Consider the following 23,964-nt stretch of genomic DNA (forward strand, 5'->3'; position numbering starts at 1 on the left):
CCGGTGCGGGTGGCAATAGGTACCCGTATGAGCATCTGGTGGTCTCTCCACTTGAGGCGCGAAGCCGCGAGCGTGCCGCTCGCCCGGCGGCTGCTGCTGGGGACGATGGAGACCGCGGGGGTGGACCCGGAGATCTGCCACGACCTGTCGGTCGCGCTGAGCGAGGCCTGCGCGAACGCGGTCGAGCACGGCGGCCGCATCGGCCGTCCCGGCGAACGTCCCGGCGAAGGCCCCGGCGGGAGCCCCGCCGGCGGCGCCGCGGACGGGACCGAGGCGTACCGCGTCACGGCCTATCTGGACGGGGACCGCTGCCGCATCGAGGTGGCCGACTCGGGTCCGGGATTCCCGCCCTCGACGGTTGCCCGGCCCAGACCCGCCGGCTCCTGCCTCGCCGAGAACGGCCGGGGGCTGCACCTCATCGAGCAGCTCTCCGACCACGTCCGCTTCCGCAACCGGCCGGGGCGGGGTGCCGTGGTGAGCTTCGACAAGATGCTGAAGTGGCGCGACGGCGCACTCCTGAAGGCCTCGTAGTACGGCGGTGGGCGGGAACCGCATCCGGTTCCCGCCCACCCGTACGTCCGTGCGCCGGCGTCAGCCCTTCAGCCGCGCCATCCACGCCTCGACCTCGACCGAGGTGCGGGGCAGCCCGGCCGACAGGTTCCGGTTGCCGTCCTCGGTGACGAGGATGTCGTCCTCGATCCGGACGCCGATGCCGCGGTACTCCTCCGGCACGGTCAGGTCGTCGGCCTGGAAGTACAGACCGGGCTCGACGGTCAGGCACATGCCCGGCTCCAGCGTGCCGTCGACGTACGCCTCCGTGCGGGCGGCGGCGCAGTCGTGGACGTCCATGCCGAGCATGTGGCCGGTGCCGTGCAGGGTCCAGCGGCGCTGCAGCCCGAGCTCCAGGACGCGCTCGACCGGGCCCTCCAGCAGGCCCCACTCGACGAGCTTCTCCGCCAGGACGTGCTGGGCGGCGTCGTGGAAGTCGCGGAACTTGGCGCCCGGCTTGACGGCGTCGATGCCGGCTTCCTGGGCCTCGTACACGGCGTCGTAGACCTTGCGCTGGATGTCCGTGTACGTGCCGTTGATCGGCAGCGTGCGCGTGACGTCGGCGGTGTAGAGGGAGTGGGTCTCCACGCCGGCGTCGAGCAGCAGCAGGTCGCCGGAGCGGACCGCGCCGTCGTTGCGGACCCAGTGCAGGGTGCAGGCGTGGGCACCGGCGGCGGCGATGGTGCCGTAGCCGACGTCGTTGCCCTCGACGCGGGCGCGCAGGAAGAAGGTGCCCTCGATGTAGCGCTCGGAGGTGGCCTCGGCCTTGTCGAGGACCTTCACCACGTCCTCGAAGCCGCGGACGGTGGAGTCGACGGCGTTCTGCAGCTCGCCGATCTCGAAGGCGTCCTTCACCGCACGGGCCTCGGAGAGGTAGACGCGCAGCTCCTCGTCGCGCTCCTTGGTCACCTTGTCGGTGAGGGCGGACTCGACGACGGAGTCGTGGGCGCGGACGACGCGCACCGGGCCGGTGGCCTCGGCGAGCGCCTCGGGGAGCTCGCGCACGTCCTTGGCCGGGATGCCCAGGAGCTGCTCGGCCTCGGCGAGCGAGTGCCGGCGGCCGACCCACAGCTCGCCCTGGCCGGACAGCCAGAACTCGCCGTTCTCGCGGTCGGAGCGCGGCAGCAGGTAGATGGCGGCCTGGTGGCCGGCCTCGCCGGTGGGCTCCAGGACCAGGACGCCGTTCTCGGTCTGGTCGCCGGTGAGGTACGCGTACTCGGTGGAGGCGCGGAAGGGGTACTCGGTGTCGTTCGAGCGGGTCTTCAGCCGGCCCGCCGGGACGACCAGGCGCTCGCCCGGGAAGCGCGCGGACAGCGCGGCGCGGCGGTCGGCGGTGTGGCCGGCCTGGGCGATGGGCTCCAGGCCGTGCAGCTCGGTGTCGGCCCAGCCGCTGCGCATGTTCTCCGCGAGTTCGTCGCTGACGCCCGGGTACAGCCCGTTCTTGCGCTGCTTGTGCTTCTTCTGGGGCTGCTCTTCTTCCGGGGTCTCCGGGGTGAGCTCGTCAGCCACGTCTTCTCCTCAGCTGCTACGACATGCAAGGACCGGGTGCGGACCCCGTCCATCGTATGTGCGAGGGGAAGGCTCCCGGCTCGACCTGTGACATATCAGTCAAACCGGGCGCACGTCGCGGGCCGACCCGCGCCACAGGTGAACCCGCGCCACAGGTGAACCCGCGCCGCAGGTGAACCCGCGCCGCAGGTGAACCCGCGCCGCAGGTGAACCCGCGCCACAGGTGAACCCGTGCCACAGGTGAACCCCTGCCTCGGGTGAACCCGCGCCTCAGTCGAACCGGGCCGCGAGCAGGACGACGTCCTCGGAGTCCCCGGCCGCGCCGGGCCCCTCCTCCGGGAGCACCGTCTTCAGGATGTGCTCGCAGATGGCCGCCGGGTCCTCCCGCGCGCTCCGCGGAACCCCCGAGGCGGCCGCGTGCAGCCGCGCGTAGGCACGGTCCATGGCGTCGCCGGTGCGGCGCAGCAGCCCGTCGGTGTAGAGAAGCACCGTTTCTCCGCGCGCGGGCTCGATCTCCACGCTCGGCGCCTCCCAGCACGCCAGCATCCCGAGCGGAGCGGAGAGGGAGGTCTCCACGTACTCGGTCCGGCGCTCGCCGATGAGCAGCGGCGGGGTGTGCCCGGCCCCGGCCAGGATGATCTTGCGGGCGGCGGGCTCGCAGTACGCGAACAGCGCGGTCGCCGAGCGCGCGGGCTCGGTCAGGCGCAGCAGCAGCTCCAGGTCGGACAGGACCGCGACGGGGTCCTCCCCCTCCATCACGGCGTACGCGCGCAGCGAGGCCCGCAGCCGCCCCATCGCGGCGACGGCGCTCGGGCCGGAGCCGGTGACCGACCCGACGGCCAGCCCCAGGGCGCCCTCGGGCAGCGGCAGCGCGTCGTACCAGTCGCCGCCGCCGCGCGGCCCCGTGCGGTGCCGGGCGGCGAGCTGGACCCCGGGGATCCGGGGCAGCCGGCTGGGCAGCAGCTCCTCGGCGATGGTGGCCAGCCGGTCGCGCGAGCGCGTGACGTCCACCATCCGGGCCAGGTGCTCGGCGGCGTGCCGGACGTACAGCCCGACCAGGTCGCGCTGGCGGTCGCTCGGCTCGGCCTGCTCGTCGTACAGCCACACCGCGGCGCCGAGCCGGCCCGTGGCGTCGGCGGCCACCGGGAGCGCGTAGCTCGCGGCGTAACCGAGCCGGGCGGCGACCTCCCGGTGCCGGGGGTCGACGGGGGGCTCGTGGCCGCCGGCCGCGGCCTGGCCGGGCTCGGGCAGCACCTCGGATCCGCCGTGGGCGTCGGGGAGTCCGTCGAGGATGCGGCCGTACGAGGTGGCGCTGCGCGGCACCGTCTCGATGTGCCCGAGGTCCGCGCGGCCGAGGCCCAGGCCGATGGTGGTGGAGGGGCCGAGGCCGTCGGAGGGCTCCAGGACCACCAGTCCGCGGCGGGCGCCGACGAGGGCGGCTCCGGCGCGCAGGAACTCGTGGAGGGAAGAGTCGAGGTCACCGGCCCGCGCGAGGCGTTCGGTGAGTTCGTGGAGGGTGGTGAGGTCGGAGACCATGCCCGCCAGCCGGTCCTGGATGACGCTGCTCGCCGCGGGCGGGGCGCCCTGGGCGGGGGCGGTCCGGGCGGAGCCGGCGGAGGATCCCGGCGCGCTCGTGGACGTGGACGCCGTGGAAGTGGAGCCGGGCGTGGGCGCCGCAGTCTGCGCTGACGCTGTAACCGCTGGATCGATTCCAGCCACTTTCGGCAGATGCGGGGCGCTCATGGCGTCCGCCTTTCCACCTGGTGCGATTCGCCATATAGCATCGCAAACCCCCAGATCGTGCTGCGCCGCCATCAATGGATCCACATCTACACGCACACGAGGATCGATGTCCAGCATTGCCCAGGCGGGAATACTGGTGTCCGTGGGACAGCAACTCACTGTCCAGCCGGGGCTAAAACTTGGCCGGAAAAAGCGCCATGCAGACGGTTTTTGCGATCGACTGGACAGGCGCTCCAGGGGCTCCGGGTACGTAATCGATGGTGCCCGGGGTCAGTTGACGCCCTCCCGCGCACCGCCGGGGAACCACCCGGCGCGGGGAGCCGTCCTTAGCGGCGGCAGCCGGTTTCGAGACCGGCGCGGGTCGCCCGGACCGCTCGCTCCGGGTCCCCGCCGGACGTTTGACGGACCCGTAAGAAAACTGCACGAACCGTGTGAACCTGCTTCTGGCGGACAGTGACGCGAAACGTGTACGTGTGGTGAAACACCGGTTACATGGTGTGATGTGGCCCTTCGGCGTTCAACGGAAAGGAACGAGCGCTCATGCGCGAGATCCTCGGAAGGCGTCTCCAGCGGCTCCGCGATCGCTTGAAATTCCAGCGGGCCGCCTCCCGCCCGGCCCCGGCGGGTACGGACGGCGCGGCGGCCGCCTCCCTCCTCGACGGGGCGCTGACCTGCGTCGGCGTCTGGAACTGGCCCGTTCTCCCGGGCGTGGGCCGGGCCGGCGCCGACAGCACGCGGTGCGCCTGCCCCGACCCCGACTGCGTGGTACCCGGCGCGCATCCCTTCGACCCCGGGCTGCTCGCCGCCACGACCGACGCCCGGATGGTGGCCTGGTGGTGGGCCCGGCGGCCGGCCGCCCCGGTACTGCTGGCCACCGGCGGGAAGGCGCCGTGCGCGGTGAGCCTGCCGGCCGGTGCGGCCGCGCGGGCCGTCGGTCGCCTGGAGGCGCAGGGCATGCGGCTCGGCCCGGTCGTCGCCACCCCCACCCGCTGGTCCCTGCTGGTGGCCCCGTACTCGCTGGAACGGCTCGGCGAACTCCTCTACGCCAAGGACCACGTACCCTCCTCGCTGCGCTTCCACGGTGAGGGCGGCTACCTGCTGCTGCCGCCGTCCACGGCCAGCGGCGGCGGGCAGGTCCGCTGGGAGCGGGAGCCCGCCGCGGAGCCCGGCCCCGACGGGCTGTGGCTGCCGGAGGTCGAGACGGTCGTGGACGCGCTCGTCGAGGCGAGCAGTGACGCGCCGGGCGGCGGCAGCCGGCTCGCGTACTGAACGTCAGGCGGAGCCGTCGGGCCTCCGCATCACTCGTACGGGTGCCAGCGCGACGGGTTTCCAAGGGAATTGGGCGCGGGGATCTCCGCGCCCCTTTCCCGCGTCGCTATCTTCGGCGAATGAATCTCCGCCTGATCGGTATCGGCGCCGGTGTGCTGATCATCCTGTCGCTTCCCCTGGCCGGAGCGATCGCCGGGCCGGATTTCGCCGGTCAGGGTGACGGAAAAGGCGGGGGGTTGCTCTCCTCGCTGGGCCTTTCCCACGCTTCCGGCGCGCCCGGCGGGGCGCGGCCCGCCGGGCAGTCGGCACGGCCGGGACCTGCCGAACAGCCGCGCACCGACTCGCGGTGCGGACCCGAACTCTCCGCTCCGCAGGGGCTGGAGGCGCAGACCTGCGTCCTGGAGAGCGCGGGGCAGACCTGGGGCCGCAGCTACTACCGCAACACCAGCGGGCGCGCGCTGGACGCCGTGCTGACCGTGATGGGTCCGGCCGGACGGACGGTGCAGATCCGCTGCGCGGTGGGTGCGGGGGACGAGCCGGGGCTCTGTGAGACCCCCCGGGGCGACTCGGTGGGGGCACCGGAGGACTACTCGGCCGTAGCGGAGTTTGCAGTTCCGGATGAGGAAGGGCGGCTGCTGCTGAGGTCCGGGAGCAACTCACCGGGCCCCGGCGAAGGTTGAGCGCCACCGGAAAGACAAGGGCCCGGTCGCTGGCGACGGGGGATGCACCAGCGACCGGGCTACAAGAACGGTAACAAGAGATCGCCTGTTCGCAAATTCGATCTCTGATATTCAGACATCGATTTGCAGGCGATTAGCGGGAGTTGTGACCCGAGTCACCGGACCCGTGCGTGTCCGTCCGTCAGCTGAGCGTGATCTGGCGGTTGGTGAGCCCGCCGCGCGCCCGGCGCTCCTCGGCGGTCAGCGGGGCGTCGGCGGACAGGGCCGCGGCCAGCCGCTCCGCGAACTCGGCGGCCGGCTTCTCCACGTCTTCCGCGGTGACCCCGGTCGGCAGGTCCCAGACCGGGACGACGAGGCCGTGGGCGCGGAAGGAGCCGACGAGTTTGGTGCCCTCACCGAGGGAGGAGGTGCCCGCCGCGTGCAGCCGCGCGAGGGCGTCGAGCAGCTTCTCCTCGGGGTGCGGCATGACCCAGCGCAGGTGGTTCTTGTCCGGGGTCTCGCACCAGTAGGCCGCGTCCACGCCCGTCAGCTTGACGGTCGGGATGGCGGCGGCGTTGGCGCGTTCCAGCGAGGCGGCGATCTCCGGGGAGGCGTTCTGGGCGTTTTCCGCCTCCGGAATCCAGAATTCGAAGCCCGTGTGCACAACCGGCTCGAAAACGCCGTCCAGGGCGAGGAGATCCTGAAGTCGGGGACCCTCGGCCGGCACGCGGCGGGCCGGGACCGGGGTGCCGGGCTCGGCGACGAGCGCGCGCTCCAGGGTGTCGGCCATGTCGCGGGCCAGGTCGCCGCTGGTCGAGTCGTTCTGGAGGCCGAGCAGGACCGAGCCGTCCTCGCGCCGCAGGGCGGGCCAGGCCATGGGGAGTACGGTCACCAGCGTGACGGACGGGACGCCCTCGGGCAGGCCGTCCTTGAGGGCGAGCGGGATGGTGGCCGCGGGGACGAGCTCGCGCAGCGCCACCCAGTCGCACTCGCCCGGCAGTCCCTCGAACGGACGCTGCACGTGCTCGGTCGCGGCGTGCGAGGCGGCCGCGCCGTGGCAGGCCTTGTAGCGGCGCCCGGAACCGCAGGGGCAGGGCTCGCGCGCGCCGACGACCGGGATCTCCCCGTTCTCGAGCTGGGGCTTCGCGGTCTTCGCGGCGGGGCGCTTCTTGGCCATCTGGGTGTCTCCCGGTTGCGGCGGTACGGCGGTGTCTCTGGGCGCGAGCCTAGCCGTTCGTACCGCCGGAACCGGTGGGGTGCGGCCGGGAGCACGGTCGGCGTGCGCTCCCGGACGGCCGCCTGTGCGGATGGCCGGTGCTACTGGTCGTGCGGGCGGGCCCGCTTCAGCAATCCAGGTCGTCGAAGGCCGATGCGAAGTCCATCGCCGGGGCGGTGACGCGCGTAGCGAAATCCTCGTGCCGGGGCCCCCGGGCGACGATCACCCAGACGGTGACCTCACCCGCCGCTCCGTCCCGGACACCCCAGTCCTGGGCCAGGGCGCTGATGATGTTCAGCCCCCGGCCGCCGTGCGCGGTGACCGAAGGCGTGGCCGGGATCGGGCGGGTGGGGCCGCCGCCGTCCGTGACCTCGACCGTCAGCCGCCCCGCGGCGTCGACGCGCCACGCGGCGCGTATCTCCCCGTCTCCGATCTCGTGGCGGCCCAGCGGCCGGCCGTGCCGGCAGGCATTGCTGAGCAGTTCGGAAAGGATCAGTACGGCATCGTCCACGACCGATTCGGACAGGCCGCTCATGCGCAGCTGTTCGCGCATCCGGCGCCTTGCCTCGCCCACGCCCGCAGGACCATGGCGTATGTCCATGCACGACGACGTGGGCACTTCCTGTGCCATCACCAACGCCACCCCCGGAACCTCCTTAGCCCCACGCCATGGTCTGGATGCCCCACTGGCCTGGACCGGAAACCGCCCTGACGAGGCCCTCTGGCACCGTTCTGACGCATTCATGACCGTCGGATGCGGAGCGGATGCGCCGGTGCACTCCCTGTCACGCACGGGGCGTGCGTGACGGGTGGGCAAATGGGGACGTCAGCGTCCGAGTTGTGACAGAACCTGACGTGGCCTGTTCGTGATGATCGCTTCTACACCCAGATCAGCGCATAGCTGAACATCTTCGGGAGAGTTCACCGTCCATACGTGCACGGAGTGGCCGGCGGCCTGGAGCTTGCGGATGAAGCCGGGGTGGTTGCGCACGATCCGCATCGCCGGGCCGGCGATGCGGACGCCCGCGGGCAGCCGCCCGTCGCGCATCCGGGGAGAGATGAACTGCATCAGGTACACGGTCGGGACCGTCGGCGCGGCCGCCCGGACCCGGTGCAGGGAGCGGGCGGAAAAGCTCATGACCCGGACCGGGTGGGGCCCGGCGGCGGGCGGGGCGTCCAGCCCGAAGCGCTTGAGGAGGAAGAGGAGGCGTTCCTCCACCTGTCCGGCCCAGCGGGTGGGGTGCTTCGTCTCGATCGCCAGCTGGACGGGCCGGCCGGCGTCGGACACCAGCTCCAGCAGTCGTTCCAGGGTCAGGACGGAGGTGCGTTCGGGGTCCGCGTCCCAGTCGGGGGACTCCTCTCGGTCCTTCCAGGAGCCGAAGTCGAGGGCGGCGAGCTCGGCGAGCTCCAGGGCCGAGACCGCGCCGCGGCCGTTCGAGGTGCGGTTCACGCGACGGTCGTGGACCAGGACCAGGTGTCCGTCGGCGGTCAGCCGGATGTCGCATTCGAGGGCGTCGGCGCCGTCCTCGATGGCTTTCCGGTACGCGGCCAGGGTGTGCTCGGGGGCGTCCTCCGAGGCGCCGCGGTGGGCGACGACCTGGATGGGGCTCGGCAATGCGTGGGTCACCCGGTCATGGTGCCATCGAGGAGGCCTCGCGCGTCGGGGTGAGTCCTGTGGATGCGTCTGATATGTCGGATATAAAGAATGGGGGGAGATGCACAGGTCCGGCTTACAGTGCCCTGACGGGCCATGGGAAAGGCTTCGTCCTGGAACTTGTACGGCACCTCGAACGTTCAGTCGGACCGATGCCAGGTGGGTGTCGGGACGGTTTCGCCTGATATGCCCAGTAGCTGAGACACCCAGAGCCTGTGCAGCCGTGTAAGCCTGTAAGCCGTGTGTGACGAGGAGAGAGCGCTGTGAGCACCGAGAACGAGGGCACCGCGGCCCCGACGCCCCCCGCGGCCCCGTCCGTACCCCCCGCGCCGGCCGCCTCCACCCCTGACCTGACGAAGGCCCCGGCCGCGCCCGCCGCGGCGCCGGCCGACCAGGAGCACGCGCCCGGCGAGCCCGAGGCCCCGGCCGCGCCGGTCCAGGCTCCGGCCCCGGCCCCGGCCCCCGCGCAGGGTGCCGAGCAGACCCAGCAGCTGCCCCCCGCCCCGGCGGCGCCGCCCGCCGCGCCCCCGGCCTACGGATACGACCAGACGCAGGCCCACGCCCAGGACCCGGCGCAGCCCCCGGCCCCCGCCGCGCACACGGCGTACGGCGCCGAGGCGTGGCCCCCGCCGCCGCCCGCGGTCCCCGCGTACGGCGGTCAGGGCGGCCACGGCGGAGGCGCCTGGGGCGCCCCCCTGACCCCCGACGGCACTCCGCCGCCCAAGCCGAAGGGCAAGGGCGGCATGGTCGCGGCCGTCCTGGTGGCGGCCCTGCTCGCGGGCGGCGTCGGCGGCGGCGTCGGCTACTGGGCGGCCGAGCGCAACAGCGGCGGCGGCTTCGGATCCACGACCATCACCGCGGGCAACACCCCCAAGGACCTCAAGCGCGACGCCGGCTCCGTCGCGGGCCTCGCCGCGACCGCCCTGCCCAGCGTCGTCACCATCGAGGCCTCGGCCGGCGACGGCGAGGGCGGCACCGGCACCGGCTTCGTCTACGACCAAGAGGGCCACATCCTCACCAACAACCACGTGGTGGCCTCCGCCGCGAACGGCGGCAAGCTCTCCGCGACCTTCTCCGACGGCAAGAAGTACGAGGCCGAGGTGATGGGCCGGGCCCAGGGCTACGACGTCGCGGTGATCAAGCTGAAGAACCCGCCCGCGGGCCTCAAGCCGCTGCCCCTGGGTGACTCCGACAAGGTCGCGGTCGGCGACCCGACCATCGCGATCGGCGCCCCCTTCGGCCTGTCCAACACGGTCACCACCGGCATCGTCAGCGCCAAGAACCGTCCGGTGGCCTCCGGTGACGGCTCCGGCGGCAAGAACTCGTACATGAGCGCCCTCCAGACGGACGCCTCCATCAACCCCGGCAACTCCGGCGGCCCGCTCATCGACGGCCGCGGCGCGGTCATCGGCATCAATTCGGCCATCCAGTCCGCGGGCGGGGGCGGCGGCTTCGGCGGCGGCGGTCAGGCCGGCTCCATCGGCCTCGGCTTCGCCATCCCGATCAACCAGGCCAAGAACGTCGCCGAGTCCCTGATCAAGACGGGCAAGCCGGTCTACCCGGTGATCTCCGTCTCCGTGGACCTCCAGGCCAAGGTGGACGGCGCCAAGATCTCCGAACAGGGAGCCCCCGCCAACGAGCTGGTCGACCCCAACGGCCCGGCCGGCAAGGCGGGCCTCAAGCCCGGAGACCTCATCACCGAGTTCGGCGGCAAGCAGGTCGACAGCGGCCCGACCCTGATCAGCCTGATCTGGACGTACAAGCCGGGCGACACGGTGAAGCTGACCTACCTGCGCGGGGGCAAGCCGACCACCGTCGACATCACGCTCGGCTCGCGCGTCGGCGACAAGTAGCCGCGCCCGAGCGCGGGCGGGCCGCGGGTGCCGGGGTGAACAGGCGCTCGACAGTGGCTTGATGGGAGGGGCCGTGGGCGGGATTCCGCCTACGGCCCCTCCCAACATCTGCTTATGCTTCGCTCGTGTTCGATTCACGGCACATACGGACATTCCATGAAGTGGTCGCGGCGGGCTCGTACTCGGCGGCCGCCCGCGTGCTGGGCTACACCCAGCCCGCGATCACCCAGCAGATGAAGGCGCTCGAACGCGCCGTCGGCACGCCGCTGTTCACCCGCGTCGGCCGCCGTATGAAGCTCACCGAGGCCGGTGAGTCCCTGGCCCGGCACGCCGAGTCCATCCTCGGGAGCCTCTCCGCCGCCGAGGCCCAGCTGAAGGCGTACACGCGGCTGCGCACCGGGCGCGTACGGGTCTGCGGATTCCCCAGCGCCAATGTCACGCTCGTCCCGGAAGCCCTCAGCGGGCTGGCCAAAGATCATCCCGGAGTCCAGGTCGAGCTGCTGGAGGGCGAGCCGCCGGAGTCCCTGCGCAGGCTCCAGCGCGGCGAGTGCGACATCACCCTCGCCTTCACCTACCCGGGCCTGCACGAGGAGATCCCGGAGGAGGTCGCCGAGGTCAGGCTGCTGGAGGACCAGCTCACGGTGCTGCTGCCGACGGGCCACCCGCTGGCCCGGCGCCGGGCCGTGCACCTCGCCGACCTCGCCGAGGAACGGTGGATCGCGGGCTGTCCGCGCTGCCGGGCGAACCTGCTGCACGAGTGCGCGGAACTGGGTTTCGTACCCGACATCCGCTTCGCGACCGACGACAACCTGGTGGTCCAGAGCCTGGTCGCACAGGGTCTGGGCGTGGCGATGATGCCCGCTCTGGTGCTGCCCTCGCTCTCTCTCAGCCGGGTCTGCGGACGGGTCCTGGAGCCTGCCGCCCGCCGCCACATCGCCGCGTACGTCTACCGGGACCACCTGCGGGTCCCGGCCACCGCCGTGGTGCTGGACGAGCTGAAGAGGGTCGCCGCGAACCGCGTCGGCTGCTGATCCGATGACTCCAGCAGTCCTCAATCCATAAGCACTGCTTGGGATTTCAGGTCATAACTGTCGTTGGACGTGATGGATGTGCCGTCCGACGCTGCTTGTATGACCACCACCACGCCGGCCCGTACGACCACGAGGATGGCCGCCCTCGTCACCGAGATCCGCAGCGTCGTGGACCGGGGCCTGGCCCCCGACCTGACCTCCTACCTGGTCGGCGAACGGCTCGCCCCGCACCTGGGCGCGGCCGACCTGCTGACCGCGGAGCAGCAGGAGGGCGACCCGGAGCACTACCGGCAGCACATCCTGCACGCGGAGCCCGACGGCAGCTTCTCGGTCGTGGCCCTGGTCTGGCTGCCCGGCCAGGAGACCTGCATCCACGACCACGTCTCGTGGTGCGTGGCGGGCGTGCACCAGGGCGAGGAGAGCGAGCGCCGTTACCGCCTCGCCCCGGGCCCTGACGCCGCCCGTCTGGTGGCCACCGAGGACGTGGTCAACGCCCAGGGCGAGGTCTGCGGCTTCGCGCCGCCCGGGGACATCCACAAAGTGCGCAACTCCTGTACCGGCACCGCGATATCGATCCACGTCTACGGGGCCGACGTCTCCCGCCTGGGCACCAGCATCCGCCGCGTCTACACGCTCCCCGTCGACTGATGGCCCTCCTCCACCGCCCCCAGAGCGAGGCGGTCCGCCATGTTTCACGTGAAACACCCTCTCCCTGGCCCGGATTGGGGATGGCTGCCGTCGGCGTGCTGGTGGCATGGGGCGTGCACCGGCTGGTGCCGGGCGTGCCGATGCTGACCGCCTCGGTGGTGCTCGGGATCGCCGTGGCCCACCTCCCCGGCGTACGGACCGTCGTGCGCGGACCGGCCCGCCCGGGTCTGTCGCTGGCCGGGCGGCGGCTGATGCGCATCGGCATCGTCCTGCTGGGCCTCGGCCTCGGGCTGGACCAGGTGCTCCGCCTCGGCTGGGCGACGGTGGCGATGGTGTGCGCCGTGGTCGCCGCCACCTTCTTCGGCACGGTCTGGCTGGGCCGCCGCCTCGGCCTGCCGGGGGACCAGCCCCTGCTGATCGCCACCGGGTACTCGATCTGCGGTGCCTCGGCCATCGGCGCGGTGAGCGAGGTCTCGGGCAGCGACGAGGAGGACGTGGCCGCCTCGGTGGCACTGGTCACCCTGTGCGGGACGCTGGCCATCGCGGTACTCCCGCTCCTCCAGGACCCGTTGGGGCTCTCGGACCCGGCCTTCGGGCGGTGGGTGGGGGCGAGCGTCCACGACGTGGGCCAGGTGGTGGCGACGGCCCAGACCGCGGGCCCGGGGGCGCTCGGCGAGGCGGTGCTGGTCAAGCTGATGCGGGTGGCCCTGCTGGCCCCGCTGGTGGCGGCGGTGGCCTTCTCGATGCGGGCCCGGCGGCGCGGCGTACGCACCGCTTCGGGGCGGCGTCCGGCTCCGGTGCCGCTGTTCGTCGCCGGGTTCCTGGCGGCGGCCGCGCTGCGAGCCACCGGCCTGCTGCCCGGGGTGGCACTGGACTGGGCGCACACGGCGCAGGAGGGTCTGCTGGCGGCGGCCCTGTTCGGGCTGGGCAGCGCGGTCCACCTGCCGACCCTGGCCCGCACCGGAGGGCGGGCCGCACTGCTCGGACTCGGAGCCTGGGTGGTGGTGGCGGGGGTCTCCTACGCGGGCGTCCTCGTAACCACCTGACGGCCGACCACCTGACGGCCGACCACCTGACGGCCGACCGCATGACGGGCGGCCGGATGACGGCCGACCACATGACGGTTAGGCACAAGGCGAGTTGGCCATTTCCTGGCCGGAACCGACCGAACGTCCGGACTGCCCCCTGACATCTCCGGGCCCCCGTGCGACTCTGCCCCCGCAAGCCGAACAGCCGATCCGCACCGACAGCTCTTCACCCCCACCCCTGCCCGGGTCATTCCGGCACGGGCACGGCAGAAGGAGTCCTGCGTGAATCGTCATCGCACGGCGGTGTCCGTCCTCCTGGCAGCGGGCGCCCTGCTCGCGGGGGCCCTGACGGCGGCCTCCCCTTCGGCGGCGGCCGAGCCGCCCTCCTCGTTCCGGCCCGGGCAGACCCCCGGCTTCTGGACCGCCGAGCGGATGCGCCAGGCCACCCCGCTCGACCTGGAGGCGGCCCCTGGCGGCGCGCGTACGGCGCCCGCGAAGGCGGCCCTCCCCACCCGGGTGCCCCCGACCTCCCCCACGTCCGTCATGGCGTTCCCGCAGGCGGGCGGCGCCTGGACGGGCGGCGGGGCCGTGGTGAAGACCTCGGGCCGGGTGTTCTTCACCTTCCAGGGCCGCACGGCCTCCTGCTCGGGCGACTCGGTCACCAGCCAGAACGGCAGCACGGTCATCACGGCCGGCCACTGCGTGAAGTACCAGGGCGCCTGGCACACCAACTGGATCTTCGTGCCGGCGTACGACAACGGCAATGCCCCGTACGGCCAGTGGTCGGCGGTCAAGACCTTCGCCACCGACCAGTGGGCGGCGAGCGAGGACATGAACACGGACGTGGGGCTCGCCGTCGTCGCCCCGCTGAACGGCCAGAAGCTCAGCCAGGTCGTCGGGGCGCAGGGGATCTTGTTCAACGGCGGCTACAACAAGCGGATGTACTCCTTCGGCTTCCCCGCGGCGGCTCCGTACGACGGCACCAAGCTCGTCTACTGCAGCGCCAACACGGGCAAGGACTTCCTGCTGACCAAGGACCACAGCATGGCCTGCAACATGACGGGCGGCTCCAGCGGCGGCCCCTGGTTCCAGGACTTCAACGAGTCCACGGGCCTCGGCACCCAAGTCTCGGTGAACAGCTTCGGCTACAACTTCCTGCCCAACACGATGTTCGGGCCGTACTTCGGCAACGAGGCCAAGGTGGCCTACGACAAGGCCCAGACCTCCTGACCCGGCCGACCGCAACTCCCACCCCACCCACCCCGACATCCCGGTACTCTGTACCGGCCAGGTGGGTTGCCCGAGCGGCCTAAGGGAACGGTCTTGAAAACCGTCGTGGCGCGAGTCACCGTGGGTTCAAATCCCACACCCACCGCCACACCTCAGCGCACGCGCTGACCGGAAGGGGCGCCCCGATCGCGGGGCGCCCCTTCTCCGTGTGTGCGGGGCGCCGGTCCGGTGCCACCGGGGCCGGCGGCAGGGGCTCTACGCCTTCCGGGTGGTGTTTGTCAGAAGATCGGCGCGCGTGGCGGGGGTCGTGCGGTTGCGGTCACATCATGACGAATGTATGCAGATCCGCCCGTCGGAACATCGCGAAATGAGGGGCTCGTCATGACCCACCGCAGCGTCACCTCGATCTGGACCACCGTCCTCGCCGCGCTCGTGGCGCTCCTGGCCGCCCTCGGCCTCGGTGGGAAGGCGGCGGCCCCGGAGGCCGCGGGTGAGGTGGTCGCCGGTCCGGTGGCGCCGGCGGTGCGCCGTCGCCCGGCCGTGGTGGCGCGGCGGACCTGGCGGGCGGTGATGCGGGGCGGTTCGCTCCCGCCGACGATCAAGCAGCGGATCCGGGCCGAGGCCCACGGAAAGGCCCCGTCCGTCCGGCGCTCGACCACCGCCGCGGCCCTCGCCCCCGATGCGCTCCTCAGCCCTGCCGCGGCCCTGGGAACCGACGCCGTCCTCGCCTCCCGTGCGGATCGGGACCGGCTCGACCTCGCCGCATAGCGGGAGCACACCACCAGCAGCAGGAACGGCAGGATGCGGCGCAGGCGCGCCGCGCAGTGCCCCCGGGGACGGGGCACAGGGGGTCGCACCGGCGTTCGTCCGGGGCGCGCGGGGGGCGTGAAGCTTGGTACCGCAGGGTCGCAGGGCCGGGAGACGGTGGGGTTCCCGGACGGTGCGGCCCTTTTCGGCATGCCCGGGGCCGACCGGTTTGACGGAACGGTTCGCCTCTTGCGCGCGTAGGCCTCCGTGCGATGCGGGTGCGCCGCGTGGGGCGGCAGGGGCGTGAACGGGGTTTATCCGTAGTTGGTCATGCTTGCGGGGGAATAGCAGGCTGCGGGGTGGTTCGCCGGGGATTCGGTGGGCAACTCTGGTCTCGCGACGTCGTCAGCAGCACGAACGACCGAGGCGGTCGGCCAACTGCCTTGGAGTACACCCGACTTCGGTTTCCTGGAGGAAAATCAGACATGGCAAGCATCCGTACCGCCCGCGTCATCGCCGCCGTCGCCTCGCTGCCCCTCGCCGTCGCCGTCTTCGGAGGGGTGGCCGCGGCCGACAACGGCTCCTTCGCGAACGACGGATCGAATGCGAGCGTCGCGAGCATCGTGGGCAGCGGTGTGGGCGGCAGCAACAGCGGCAACTCCTCCACCTCGCAGCAGGTGGCCACCGGCTCCGGAGCGTCGAACCAGAACAACACCGCGCAGGTCAACGGCTCCGCGTACACGGCGATCCACCAGGCCAACTCCAACGTCGCGGTGAACTTCTTCCCGTGGTGGTAGGCGGCGCTCCTGGAGCCGCTTGACCGCTGAGGGCGCCCGTGCGACCGGACCGGCTGGGGTCCGGTAGCGCGGGCGCCCTTCTGCGTGTCCGGCCTTCCTCCCCCTTCCCCTTCCCCTCCCCGCTCCCTCCCTCCCGACCTTGACATCCACGGCGAATCTGACGGACAGTCAGTTTGACTCGTCCGATGCGATGCCGGGAGGCCAGCGCCGTGCACCTCGCCCCGTCCGAAGGCCAGGCGCGACTGCGCGCCGAACTGCGCGAGTACTTCCGCGACCTGCTCCCCGACGGGGTCCCCGAGGACCCGGACGCCCAGCGCGCACTGCTGCGGCGGATCGGCGCCGACGGCCTGCTCGGCCTCGGCTGGCCCGTCGAGTACGGCGGCCAGGGCCGCGGTCCCGACGAGCAGTTCGTCTTCTTCGACGAGGCCTACCGGGCCGGCGCCCCCGTCTCCATGGTCACCCTCAACACCGTCGGCCCCACCCTCATGAAGTACGGCACCCAGCGGCAGAAGGACTACTTCCTCCCCCGGATCCTCCGCGGCGAGATCGTCTTCGCCATCGGCTACTCGGAGCCCGAAGCCGGAACCGACCTGGCCTCGCTGCGCACCAGGGCCGTCCGCGACGGCGGGGACTGGGTGATCGACGGACAGAAGATCTTCACCTCGAACGCCCAGAACGCCGACTGGATCTGGCTGGCCTGCCGCACCGACCCGGCGGCCCCCAAGCACAAGGGCATCTCGATCATCCTGGTGCCCACCGACAGCCCCGGCTTCGCCTGGACCCCGATCGAGACCGTCGGCGGCCTCACCACCACCGCGACGTACTACGACGCCATCAGGGTCCCCGAGGGCAACCTCGTCGGCCCCGAGCACGGCGGCTGGGGCCTGATCACCAACCAGCTCAACCACGAACGCGTCGCCCTCGCCGCCATCGGCATGCAGGCAGAGGACTTCTACGAGCGGGCCCTGCGCCACGCACACACCCCGGACCCCGCCACCGGCGACCGCCCCGCCGACCGCCCCTGGGTGCGCTCCCGGCTCGCCGAGGCCCACGCCCGGCTGGCCGCCGTACGCCTCCTCAACTGGCGCCTCGTCCAGGACGTGGGAGCGGGCACCCTGGCCCCCGGCGACGCCAGCGGAGTGAAGTTCCTCGGCACCGAGTCCACCGTCGAGGTCTACCGGATCTGCCAGGAGGCGGTGGGCGAGGAGGCCCTCGTACGCGGTCCGGACGCCTTCGCCGGCGGCGAGCTGGAACGGATGAACCGGGCCGCCCAGATCAACACCTTCGGCGGCGGGGTCAGCGAGGTCCAACGCGAGATCGTCGCCATGATGCGGCTCGGAATGAAGGGGAGGAAGCGATGACCGCCGGGGAGAGCGACCCGTTCCACGAGAGGCTCAAGGCCTTCGAGGGGCGGCCCGCCGCCACCGCGGGCCGGGCCAAGGACGCGGTCAACGAGCCGATGATCCGCCACTGGTGCGAGGCGATGGGCGACACCAACCCCGCCTACACCGGACCCGGCGCGATCGCCCCGCCCACCATGCTCCAGGCCTGGACGATGGGCGGCCTCTCCGGCCACACCGACCGCTCCTCCGCCTACGACGAGCTGTTCGAGCTCCTCGACGGCGCCGGCTGCACCTCCGTGGTCGCCACCGACTGCGAACAGGAGCACCTGCGCCCACTGCGCCCGGGCGATGAAGTGAGCTTCGACGCCGTGATCGAGTCGGTCTCGCCGCGCAAGACGACCAAGCTGGGCACCGGTCACTTCGTCACCACACGCATGGACGTCCGGGCGAACGGCGAACTCGCCGGCACCCACCGCTTCCGCATCCTGAAGTACGCCCCTGCCGCCCGGCCCGAGAGCCGCCCGGCGGCCCCGCCCAGGCCGCGCCCGGTGATCAACCGCGACAACCAGGGCTTCTGGGACGGGGTCCGCGAGCACAGGCTGCTGATCCAGCGCTGCACCGCCTGCGCGACCCTGCGCTTCCCCTGGCTGCCCGGATGCAACGCCTGCTCCTCCCCCGACTGGGACACCGTCGAGGCGAGCGGCGCCGGCACGGTCTTCTCGTACGTCGTCATGCACCACCCGCCCTTCCCCGCCTTCGACCCGCCGTACGCGGTGGCCCTGGTCGAGCTGGCCGAGGGCGTCCGGATCATCAGCAACATCACCGGCGTCCCCTACGACAAGGTCCGCATCGGCATGCCGGTCCGGCTGGAGTTCCTGCGCGTCGACGACACCCTCGAACTCCCCGTTTTCCGAGGGGAGGCGGGCTGACATGGACTTCCACCCCACCGAGGAGCAGGACGCCGCGGCCGGCCTCGCGGCGCGGATCTTCCGCGACCTCGCCACCCACGAACGGCTCGCGGCCGCCGGCACCAGCAGCGACGCCGAACTCTGGAAGGCCCTGACCTCCGCCGGGCTGGTCTCCGCCGTCGAGGACGTCGGCCTGCTCGGCCTGGTGCTGCTGCTGGAGGAGCAGGGCCGCACCACCGCCCAGGTCCCGTACGCCGCCACCTGTGTGTACGGCGTCCTGCCGGTGGCCGCGCACGGCAGCCCCGAGCAGCGCGACCGGCTGCTGCCCGCCCTCGGCTCCGGCGAGGCCGTGGCCACCGGCGCCTTCCCCGAGCGCGGCCGGTTCACCGCCACCCCCGACGGCCTCCTCACCGGCACCGCCCCCACCGTGCCCTGGCTCCGCGACGCCACGCACGTCCTGGTCCCCGACACCGGCCGGACCCTGTGGCTCGTACGGACCGACGCGCCCGGAGCAGCCGTCCGTCCGGTGGAGACCACCGCGCCCTGGGCGTCGGGGAGCCTCACCCTGGACGGGGCGCGGGCTGAGCGGCTCGGCGGCCCGGAGGTCTACGGCCAGGTGCTCGGCGCCGCCCGGACCGCCTTCGCCGGACTGCAGGCGGGGGTCTGCGCGGGATCGCTGGCCCGGGCCGTGGAGTACACCTCCACCCGCGAGCAGTTCGGCCGGCCGCTGTCCACGAACCAGGCCGTCATGCTCCGCGCGGCCGACGCGTACATGGACACGGAGGCGATCCGGGTCACCGCGTACGAGGCGGCCTGGCGCGTCGACGAAGGACTCCCGGCCCGGGACCACGCGCTCACGGCGGCCTGGTGGGCCTCCGAAGCGGGCAAGCGGGTCGTCCACGCGGGCCAGCACCTGCACGGCGGGATGGGCGCCGACCTGGACCACCCCGTCCACCGGCACTTCCTGTGGGGCCGCCAGCTGGACGCCTACCTGGGCTGCGGCAGCGAGCTGCTGGCCGAACTGGGCGCCCTCATATCCGAGGGGGAAGCCCCCATGTCCGAGGGGGAAGCCCCCATGTCCGAGGGGGAAGCCCCCATGTCCGAGGGGGAACACGCATGAACGTCGGCGACGTGCTGCCGCCGCTGGAGATCCCGGTCACCCGCACCCTGATCGTGGCGGGGGCGATCGCCTCCCGCGACTACCAGGACGTGCACCACGACGCGGAGCTCGCCCGCGCGAAGGGCTCCCCGGACGTCTTCATGAACATCCTGACCACCAACGGCCTGGTCGGCCGGTACATCACCGACCACCTGGGCCCGCGCGCGGTCCTGCGCAAGGTCGCGATCCGCCTCGGCGCCCCGAACTACCCGGGCGACACGATGACGCTCACGGGCACGGTCACCGCCGTCGACGGGGACACCATCGAGATCCGGGTCGTCGGGGCCAACCGCATCGGCCACCACGTCACGGGCACCGTGACCGTCACCCTGGGGGCCGCCACATGAGCGTCCGCACCCGCGACGACCTCGGCGGCCGGGCCGCCATCGCCGGCATCGGCGCGACCGAGTTCTCCAAGGACTCCGGCCGCAGCGAGCTCAAGCTCGCCGTCGAGGCCGTGCACGCAGCCCTCGACGACGCCGGGCTCACCCCCGCAGACGTCGACGGCATGGTCACCTTCACCATGGACACCAGCCCCGAGATCACCGTCGCCCAGGCGGCCGGCATCGGGGAGCTGTCCTTCTTCTCCCGCATCCACTACGGCGGCGGCGCGGCCTGCGCCACCGTGCAGCAGGCCGCTCTCGCCGTCGCCACCGGGGTGGCCGAGGTCGTGGTCTGCTACCGCGCCTTCAACGAACGCTCCGGCCGCCGCTTCGGCTCCGGCGTCCAGCAGCGCGAACCCTCCGCGGAAGGGGCCGCCCTCGGCTGGTCCCTGCCCTGGGGCCTGCTCACCCCCGCGTCCTGGGTGGCCATGGCCGCCCAGCGCTACCTGCACACCTACAACCTGACCCCCGAGGCCTTCGGCCACGTCGCCGTCACCGGCCGCAGGCACGCGGCGAACAACCCCGCCGCGTACTTCCACGGCAAGCCCATCACCCTCGCCGACCACGCCGCCTCGCGCTGGATCGTCGAGCCGCTGCGGCTGCTGGACTGCTGCCAGGAGACCGACGGCGGCCAGGCCCTCGTCGTCACCACGGCCGAGCGGGCCCGGGACCTCCGCCAGAAGCCCGCCGTGATCACCGCTGCCGCACAGGGCGCGGGCCGCCGCCAGGAGGGGATGACCTCCTTCTACCGGGACGGCCTCGCCGGCCTCCCGGAGATGGACGTGGTCGCCCGCCAGCTCTGGCGCACCAGCGGACTGCGCCCCGCGGACATCGACGTGGGCATCCTCTATGACCACTTCACCCCGTTCGTCCTCATGCAGCTGGAGGCGTTCGGCTTCTGCGGCCCGGGGGAGGCCGCGGACTTCACGGCGGCCGGGGCGCTCCCCCTCAACACCCACGGGGGCCAGCTCGGGGAGGCCTACCTGCACGGCATGAACGGCATCGCCGAAGCCGTCCGCCAGGTGCGCGGCTCCTCCGTCAACCAGCTCCCGGGGGCGGAAAACGTCCTGGTCACGGCCGGTACGGGGGTGCCGACCTCCGGCCTGATCCTGGGAGCCGGGCTCTGACTCCGGTCCCAGGGGCCGGCCGCGTCCTCCACCTTCAGGAGGTGGGGCGCGGCCCGGCCGTACAACCTGAGAGGGACCCGGCTCCGGCACCTGGGGCCGATCCCAGGAAGGCCTCCCGCTTCTAGCGTGGAGCCATGACCACGCCTGTGTGCACGCTCGCCGCGAACCCGACGCAGTACCCGTCGTTCTCGGCGTACGTACGGACCCGTGGCACCGTCCTCCTGCGTACCGCGCGCTCCCTGACCGCCAACCCCTGCGACGCCGAGGACCTGCTCCAGACGGCCCTGGCGAAGACCTACGTCGCCTGGGACCGGATCGAGGACCACCGGGCCCTCGACGGCTACGTCCGGCGGGCCCTGGTCAACACCCGCACCTCCCAGTGGCGCAAGCGGAAGGTCGACGAGTTCGTCTGTGACGAGATCCCGGAGAGCGAGACCCCGGCGGGAACGGACCCCGCCGAGGCACAGGCGCTGCGCGACGCGATGTGGCGTGCGGTCACCCGGCTGCCCGACCGGCAGCGGGCCATGGTCGTCCTGCGCTACTACGAGGACATGAGCGAGGCGCAGACCGCCGAGCTGCTCGGAGTCTCGATCGGCACGGTCAAGAGCGCCGTCTCCCGGGCGTTGGTCAAGCTGCGCGAGGACCCCGAGCTGACCCCCGTGCGCTGAACGCCGGCCGGTGCCGCTCCGGTCCCGGCCCACGTGTTTCACGTGAAACATCGGCCACGGAACGGCCCCGGACAGCGATGGGCCAGCCTCTTTGTACTCCCGGGTAGTGACATGCCGACCGGTACGTGCGCAGAATCGGCAGCATCCGACAGCCGCCGCAGCGCCGCAGCGCTCACCGGGAGGACGCTTTGCTGAGCACCATGCAGGATGTACCGCTGCTGATCTCGCGGATCCTGGCCCACGGGTCGACGATCCACGGGAAGTCCCAGGTCACGACCTGGACCGGCGAGGCCGAGCCGCATCGGCGCAGCTTCGCCGAGATCGGCGTCCGCAGTGCGCAGCTCGCGCACGCGTTGCGTGACGAGCTCGGGGTCCAGCAGGACGAACGCGTCGCGACCCTCATGTGGAACAACTCCGAGCACGTCGAGGCGTACTTCGCGATCCCGTCCATGGGCGCGGTCCTGCACACGCTCAACCTGCGGCTGCCCCCGGAGCAGCTGGTCTTCATCGTCAACCACGCCGCGGACCGGGTCGTGCTGGTGAACGGCACCCTGCTGCCGCTGCTGGCACCGCTGCTGCCGCACCTGCCGACGGTCGAGCACGTCGTGGTCGTGGGCATCGGCGACCGCTCCGCGCTCGACGGCCTGGCCGTCCGGGTCCACGAGTACGAGGAGCTCCTCGCGGGCCGCCCCGAGCGCTACGACTGGCCCGAGCTGGACGAGCGCCAGGCCGCGGCCATGTGCTACACCTCCGGCACCACCGGGGACCCCAAGGGCGTCGTCTACTCCCACCGCTCGATCTACCTGCACTCCATGCAGGTCAACATGACCGAGTCGATGGGCCTCACCGACCACGACACCACCCTGGTCGTGGTGCCCCAGTTCCACGTGAACGCCTGGGGCCTGCCGCACGCCACCTTCATGACCGGCATCAACATGCTGATGCCGGACCGGTTCCTCCAGCCGGCGCCGCTCGCCGAGATGATCGAGAAGGAGAAGCCCACGCACGCCGCGGCCGTCCCCACCATCTGGCAGGGGCTGCTCGCCGAGGTCACCGCGAAGCCGCGCGACCTCACCTCGATGAAGCAGGTCACCATCGGCGGCGCCGCCTGTCCGCCCGCCCTGATGGAGGCCTACGACAAGCTCGGCGTCCGCCTCTGCCACGCGTGGGGCATGACCGAGACCTCCCCGCTGGGCACCATGGCCCACCCGCCGGCCGGGCTGACCGCCCAGGAGGAGTGGCCGTACCGGGTCACCCAGGGCCGCTTCCCCGCAGGCGTCGAGGCCCGCCTCATCGGCCCGGCCGGCGACGTCCTGCCGTGGGACGGGGAGTCGGCGGGCGAGCTGGAGGTCCGCGGCAACTGGATCGCCGCCTCCTACTACAACGGCGTCTCCGGCGAAGCCCTGCGTCCCGAGGACAAGTTCAGCGCCGACGGCTGGCTCAAGACCGGGGACGTCGGCGTGATCAGCGCCGACGGCTTCCTCACCCTCACCGACCGGGCCAAGGACGTCATCAAGTCCGGCGGCGAGTGGATCTCCAGCGTCGAGCTGGAGAACGCCCTGATGGCCCACCCCGAGGTGGCCGAAGCGGCGGTCGTCGCCGTCCCGGACGAGAAGTGGGGCGAACGCCCCCTGGCCACCGTCGTCCTCAAGGAGGGCGCCACGGTGGACTACGACGGCCTGCGCACCTTCTTGGGCCGCTCCGTCGCCAAGTGGCAGCTCCCCGAGCGCTGGACGATCGTCGAGGCCGTGCCGAAGACCAGCGTCGGCAAGTTCGACAAGAAGGTGATCCGCAAGCAGTACGCGGACGGCGCCCTCGACGTCACCACCCTCGCGTAGGCCCCGGGTCCCGGGGACGTCAGCCGCGCGTGAGCCATGGCCGCAGCAGCCTGCTGACCGCGGGCATGGCCACGTAGGTCATCAGGGTGCTGAAGACCACCGCGAAGGCGGCCGTCCGCACCACGAAGTGCAGGTCCACCAGGTACGGCCCGAGCAGCGCGTTGCCCGCGAGCGAGATCGGGAAGATGGCCAGCCCCGAGCTGATGGCCATCTTCCATCGCGGCGGCGCGGGCCGGGTCGTACCCGGCTTGGCGAACCAGGTCTCCATCCCGTGCAGTTCGCGCCGGGCTATCTCGGTGTGGTGGTGGCCCAGGCAGTTCGAGAACCACTGGGCCCGCTCGGGGGAGTCCTGCCAGCGCTGGAAGGCCGCCTGGTCGCGGAAGCGGTGCACCAGGAACCACGGGCCGCCCTCGGTGGCGGGCCGGAACAGCCCGTACCCGAGGTGCCCGGGGAAGGCGGCGGCCGTCTCCAGGATCCCGTGGGCCCAGGCCTCGAAGGTCTCCTCGTGGCCGGGCTCCACCTGCCGGGCGATGAGGAGGTTGACCTCCCCGTTGTCGGCGGGAACGGTGTGCTCGGACGTGTCGGTGATGGCCATGGGCCCCAGG

The 23,964-nt window shown here is 72.3% G+C and carries 23 protein-coding genes and 1 tRNA gene; 18 read left to right on the top strand and 6 right to left on the bottom strand.

Features of this window, described 5'->3' with window-relative positions; translation table 11 throughout:
• Positions 1-27 precede the first annotated feature (27 nt).
• The gene (locus tag ACQKM2_RS05970; protein WP_427707037.1) at positions 28-531 is read left to right on the top strand and encodes an ATP-binding protein; all 504 of its coding nucleotides are present in this window, start codon (positions 28-30) and stop codon (positions 529-531) included.
• A 60-nt stretch (positions 532-591) separates the two neighbouring features.
• Here ACQKM2_RS05970 and ACQKM2_RS05975 read toward each other — a convergent pair whose 3' ends face one another.
• Together ACQKM2_RS05975 and ACQKM2_RS05980 are read right to left on the bottom strand one after the other, a co-directional pair.
• A complete protein-coding gene (locus tag ACQKM2_RS05975; RefSeq protein WP_427707039.1) occupies positions 592-2,058 on the bottom strand; it encodes an aminopeptidase P family protein in 1,467 nt (488 codons plus the stop codon).
• A 270-nt stretch (positions 2,059-2,328) separates the two neighbouring features.
• Positions 2,329-3,918 (bottom strand): PP2C family protein-serine/threonine phosphatase, encoded by a 1,590-nt coding sequence (locus tag ACQKM2_RS05980; RefSeq protein ID WP_427707041.1) that lies wholly within the window; start codon positions 3,916-3,918, stop codon positions 2,329-2,331.
• 423 nt (positions 3,919-4,341) lie between these two features.
• On the opposite strand from ACQKM2_RS05980, the gene ACQKM2_RS05985 reads away from it, so the two are divergent.
• Together ACQKM2_RS05985 and ACQKM2_RS05990 are read left to right on the top strand one after the other, a co-directional pair.
• The gene (locus ACQKM2_RS05985; RefSeq protein WP_427707043.1) at positions 4,342-5,070 is read left to right on the top strand and encodes a bifunctional DNA primase/polymerase; all 729 of its coding nucleotides are present in this window, start codon (positions 4,342-4,344) and stop codon (positions 5,068-5,070) included.
• 119 nt (positions 5,071-5,189) lie between these two features.
• The gene (locus ACQKM2_RS05990; RefSeq protein ID WP_427707045.1) at positions 5,190-5,750 is read left to right on the top strand and encodes a hypothetical protein; all 561 of its coding nucleotides are present in this window, start codon (positions 5,190-5,192) and stop codon (positions 5,748-5,750) included.
• A 181-nt stretch (positions 5,751-5,931) separates the two neighbouring features.
• Here ACQKM2_RS05990 and ACQKM2_RS05995 read toward each other — a convergent pair whose 3' ends face one another.
• The 3 genes from ACQKM2_RS05995 to ACQKM2_RS06005 all read right to left on the bottom strand — a co-directional run bounded on the left by ACQKM2_RS05995 (position 5,932) and on the right by ACQKM2_RS06005 (position 8,572).
• Complete coding sequence (locus tag ACQKM2_RS05995) at positions 5,932-6,906, bottom strand: DUF5926 family protein (protein ID WP_427707047.1); 975 nt, start codon at positions 6,904-6,906, stop codon at positions 5,932-5,934.
• A 166-nt stretch (positions 6,907-7,072) separates the two neighbouring features.
• Positions 7,073-7,690 carry an ATP-binding protein gene (locus ACQKM2_RS06000; RefSeq protein ID WP_427707187.1) on the bottom strand — a complete coding sequence of 206 codons (618 nt, stop codon included), beginning with the start codon at positions 7,688-7,690 and terminating at the stop codon, positions 7,073-7,075.
• Positions 7,691-7,771: 81 nt separating this feature from the next.
• The gene (locus tag ACQKM2_RS06005) at positions 7,772-8,572 is read right to left on the bottom strand and encodes a glycerophosphodiester phosphodiesterase (protein ID WP_427707049.1); all 801 of its coding nucleotides are present in this window, start codon (positions 8,570-8,572) and stop codon (positions 7,772-7,774) included.
• Between the two features lie 290 nt (positions 8,573-8,862).
• Between ACQKM2_RS06005 and ACQKM2_RS06010 the strand changes: the two genes are divergently transcribed.
• The 15 genes from ACQKM2_RS06010 to ACQKM2_RS06080 all read left to right on the top strand — a co-directional run bounded on the left by ACQKM2_RS06010 (position 8,863) and on the right by ACQKM2_RS06080 (position 23,359).
• A complete protein-coding gene (locus tag ACQKM2_RS06010) occupies positions 8,863-10,452 on the top strand; it encodes a S1C family serine protease (protein WP_427707051.1) in 1,590 nt (529 codons plus the stop codon).
• A 125-nt stretch (positions 10,453-10,577) separates the two neighbouring features.
• Positions 10,578-11,483 (top strand): LysR family transcriptional regulator, encoded by a 906-nt coding sequence (locus ACQKM2_RS06015; RefSeq protein ID WP_427707053.1) that lies wholly within the window; start codon positions 10,578-10,580, stop codon positions 11,481-11,483.
• Between the two features lie 99 nt (positions 11,484-11,582).
• Positions 11,583-12,131, top strand: a complete 549-nt coding sequence (locus tag ACQKM2_RS06020) for a cysteine dioxygenase (RefSeq protein WP_427707055.1) — start codon at positions 11,583-11,585, stop codon at positions 12,129-12,131.
• Positions 12,131-13,177 (top strand): YeiH family protein, encoded by a 1,047-nt coding sequence (locus ACQKM2_RS06025; protein WP_427707057.1) that lies wholly within the window; start codon positions 12,131-12,133, stop codon positions 13,175-13,177. Before ACQKM2_RS06020 ends, ACQKM2_RS06025 begins: the two co-directional genes overlap by 1 nt.
• Positions 13,178-13,441: 264 nt before the next feature.
• Complete coding sequence (locus ACQKM2_RS06030) at positions 13,442-14,389, top strand: trypsin-like serine peptidase (RefSeq protein ID WP_427707059.1); 948 nt, start codon at positions 13,442-13,444, stop codon at positions 14,387-14,389.
• A 60-nt stretch (positions 14,390-14,449) separates the two neighbouring features.
• Positions 14,450-14,537: transfer RNA gene (locus tag ACQKM2_RS06035), tRNA-Ser, on the top strand.
• Positions 14,538-14,770: 233 nt separating this feature from the next.
• Entirely contained in the window at positions 14,771-15,157 is a 387-nt protein-coding gene (locus tag ACQKM2_RS06040) for a DUF6344 domain-containing protein (protein WP_427707061.1), read from the top strand.
• A 464-nt stretch (positions 15,158-15,621) separates the two neighbouring features.
• Positions 15,622-15,933, top strand: coding sequence for a hypothetical protein (locus ACQKM2_RS06045; RefSeq protein ID WP_362456499.1), 312 nt, complete (start codon positions 15,622-15,624; stop codon positions 15,931-15,933).
• Between the two features lie 209 nt (positions 15,934-16,142).
• Positions 16,143-17,294: an acyl-CoA dehydrogenase family protein gene (locus tag ACQKM2_RS06050; protein WP_427707188.1), complete on the top strand. Its 1,152-nt coding sequence runs from the start codon at positions 16,143-16,145 to the stop codon at positions 17,292-17,294.
• The gene (locus tag ACQKM2_RS06055) at positions 17,291-18,205 is read left to right on the top strand and encodes a bifunctional MaoC family dehydratase N-terminal/OB-fold nucleic acid binding domain-containing protein (protein WP_427707063.1); all 915 of its coding nucleotides are present in this window, start codon (positions 17,291-17,293) and stop codon (positions 18,203-18,205) included. The genes ACQKM2_RS06050 and ACQKM2_RS06055 overlap by 4 nt, the downstream gene beginning before the upstream one ends.
• A 1-nt stretch (position 18,206) precedes the next feature.
• Entirely contained in the window at positions 18,207-19,304 is a 1,098-nt protein-coding gene (locus ACQKM2_RS06060) for an acyl-CoA dehydrogenase family protein (RefSeq protein ID WP_427707065.1), read from the top strand.
• On the top strand, positions 19,301-19,690 hold the full coding sequence (locus tag ACQKM2_RS06065) for a MaoC family dehydratase (protein ID WP_427707067.1): 390 nt from the start codon (positions 19,301-19,303) through the stop codon (positions 19,688-19,690). The genes ACQKM2_RS06060 and ACQKM2_RS06065 overlap by 4 nt, the downstream gene beginning before the upstream one ends.
• Positions 19,687-20,853: a lipid-transfer protein gene (locus ACQKM2_RS06070; RefSeq protein WP_427707069.1), complete on the top strand. Its 1,167-nt coding sequence runs from the start codon at positions 19,687-19,689 to the stop codon at positions 20,851-20,853. Before ACQKM2_RS06065 ends, ACQKM2_RS06070 begins: the two co-directional genes overlap by 4 nt.
• Positions 20,854-20,987: 134 nt before the next feature.
• Positions 20,988-21,521 carry a SigE family RNA polymerase sigma factor gene (locus tag ACQKM2_RS06075; protein WP_427707071.1) on the top strand — a complete coding sequence of 178 codons (534 nt, stop codon included), beginning with the start codon at positions 20,988-20,990 and terminating at the stop codon, positions 21,519-21,521.
• A gap of 188 nt (positions 21,522-21,709) precedes the next feature.
• Positions 21,710-23,359: a long-chain fatty acid--CoA ligase gene (locus ACQKM2_RS06080; RefSeq protein WP_427707073.1), complete on the top strand. Its 1,650-nt coding sequence runs from the start codon at positions 21,710-21,712 to the stop codon at positions 23,357-23,359.
• A 19-nt stretch (positions 23,360-23,378) separates the two neighbouring features.
• Here the strand turns inward: ACQKM2_RS06080 and ACQKM2_RS06085 are convergent, their stop codons facing one another.
• The gene (locus ACQKM2_RS06085; RefSeq protein ID WP_125813447.1) at positions 23,379-23,954 is read right to left on the bottom strand and encodes an antibiotic biosynthesis monooxygenase; all 576 of its coding nucleotides are present in this window, start codon (positions 23,952-23,954) and stop codon (positions 23,379-23,381) included.
• Positions 23,955-23,964 lie beyond the last annotated feature (10 nt).

The sequence above is a fragment of the Streptomyces sp. NPDC004126 genome, assembly GCF_050275515.1.
Classification (GTDB): domain Bacteria; phylum Actinomycetota; class Actinomycetes; order Streptomycetales; family Streptomycetaceae; genus Streptomyces.

Bases quoted from the DNA above. Each gene is read 5' to 3' on its own strand.
- ACQKM2_RS06070 (WP_427707069.1), top strand. From the start codon at position 19,687: ATGAGCGTCCGCACCCGCGACGACCTCGGCGGCCGGGCCGCCATCGCC.
- ACQKM2_RS06040 (WP_427707061.1), top strand. From the start codon at position 14,771: ATGACCCACCGCAGCGTCACCTCGATCTGGACCACCGTCCTCGCCGCG.
- ACQKM2_RS06085 (WP_125813447.1), bottom strand. From the start codon at position 23,954: ATGGCCATCACCGACACGTCCGAGCACACCGTTCCCGCCGACAACGGG.
- ACQKM2_RS06025 (WP_427707057.1), top strand. From the start codon at position 12,131: ATGGCCCTCCTCCACCGCCCCCAGAGCGAGGCGGTCCGCCATGTTTCA.
- ACQKM2_RS06060 (WP_427707065.1), top strand. From the start codon at position 18,207: ATGGACTTCCACCCCACCGAGGAGCAGGACGCCGCGGCCGGCCTCGCG.
- ACQKM2_RS06065 (WP_427707067.1), top strand. From the start codon at position 19,301: ATGAACGTCGGCGACGTGCTGCCGCCGCTGGAGATCCCGGTCACCCGC.
- ACQKM2_RS06055 (WP_427707063.1), top strand. From the start codon at position 17,291: ATGACCGCCGGGGAGAGCGACCCGTTCCACGAGAGGCTCAAGGCCTTC.
- ACQKM2_RS05985 (WP_427707043.1), top strand. From the start codon at position 4,342: ATGCGCGAGATCCTCGGAAGGCGTCTCCAGCGGCTCCGCGATCGCTTG.
- ACQKM2_RS05980 (WP_427707041.1), bottom strand. From the start codon at position 3,918: ATGCTGGACATCGATCCTCGTGTGCGTGTAGATGTGGATCCATTGATG.
- ACQKM2_RS05990 (WP_427707045.1), top strand. From the start codon at position 5,190: ATGAATCTCCGCCTGATCGGTATCGGCGCCGGTGTGCTGATCATCCTG.
- ACQKM2_RS05995 (WP_427707047.1), bottom strand. From the start codon at position 6,906: ATGGCCAAGAAGCGCCCCGCCGCGAAGACCGCGAAGCCCCAGCTCGAG.
- ACQKM2_RS06045 (WP_362456499.1), top strand. From the start codon at position 15,622: ATGGCAAGCATCCGTACCGCCCGCGTCATCGCCGCCGTCGCCTCGCTG.
- ACQKM2_RS06020 (WP_427707055.1), top strand. From the start codon at position 11,583: ATGACCACCACCACGCCGGCCCGTACGACCACGAGGATGGCCGCCCTC.
- ACQKM2_RS05970 (WP_427707037.1), top strand. From the start codon at position 28: ATGAGCATCTGGTGGTCTCTCCACTTGAGGCGCGAAGCCGCGAGCGTG.
- ACQKM2_RS06000 (WP_427707187.1), bottom strand. From the start codon at position 7,690: ATGAATGCGTCAGAACGGTGCCAGAGGGCCTCGTCAGGGCGGTTTCCG.
- ACQKM2_RS06075 (WP_427707071.1), top strand. From the start codon at position 20,988: ATGACCACGCCTGTGTGCACGCTCGCCGCGAACCCGACGCAGTACCCG.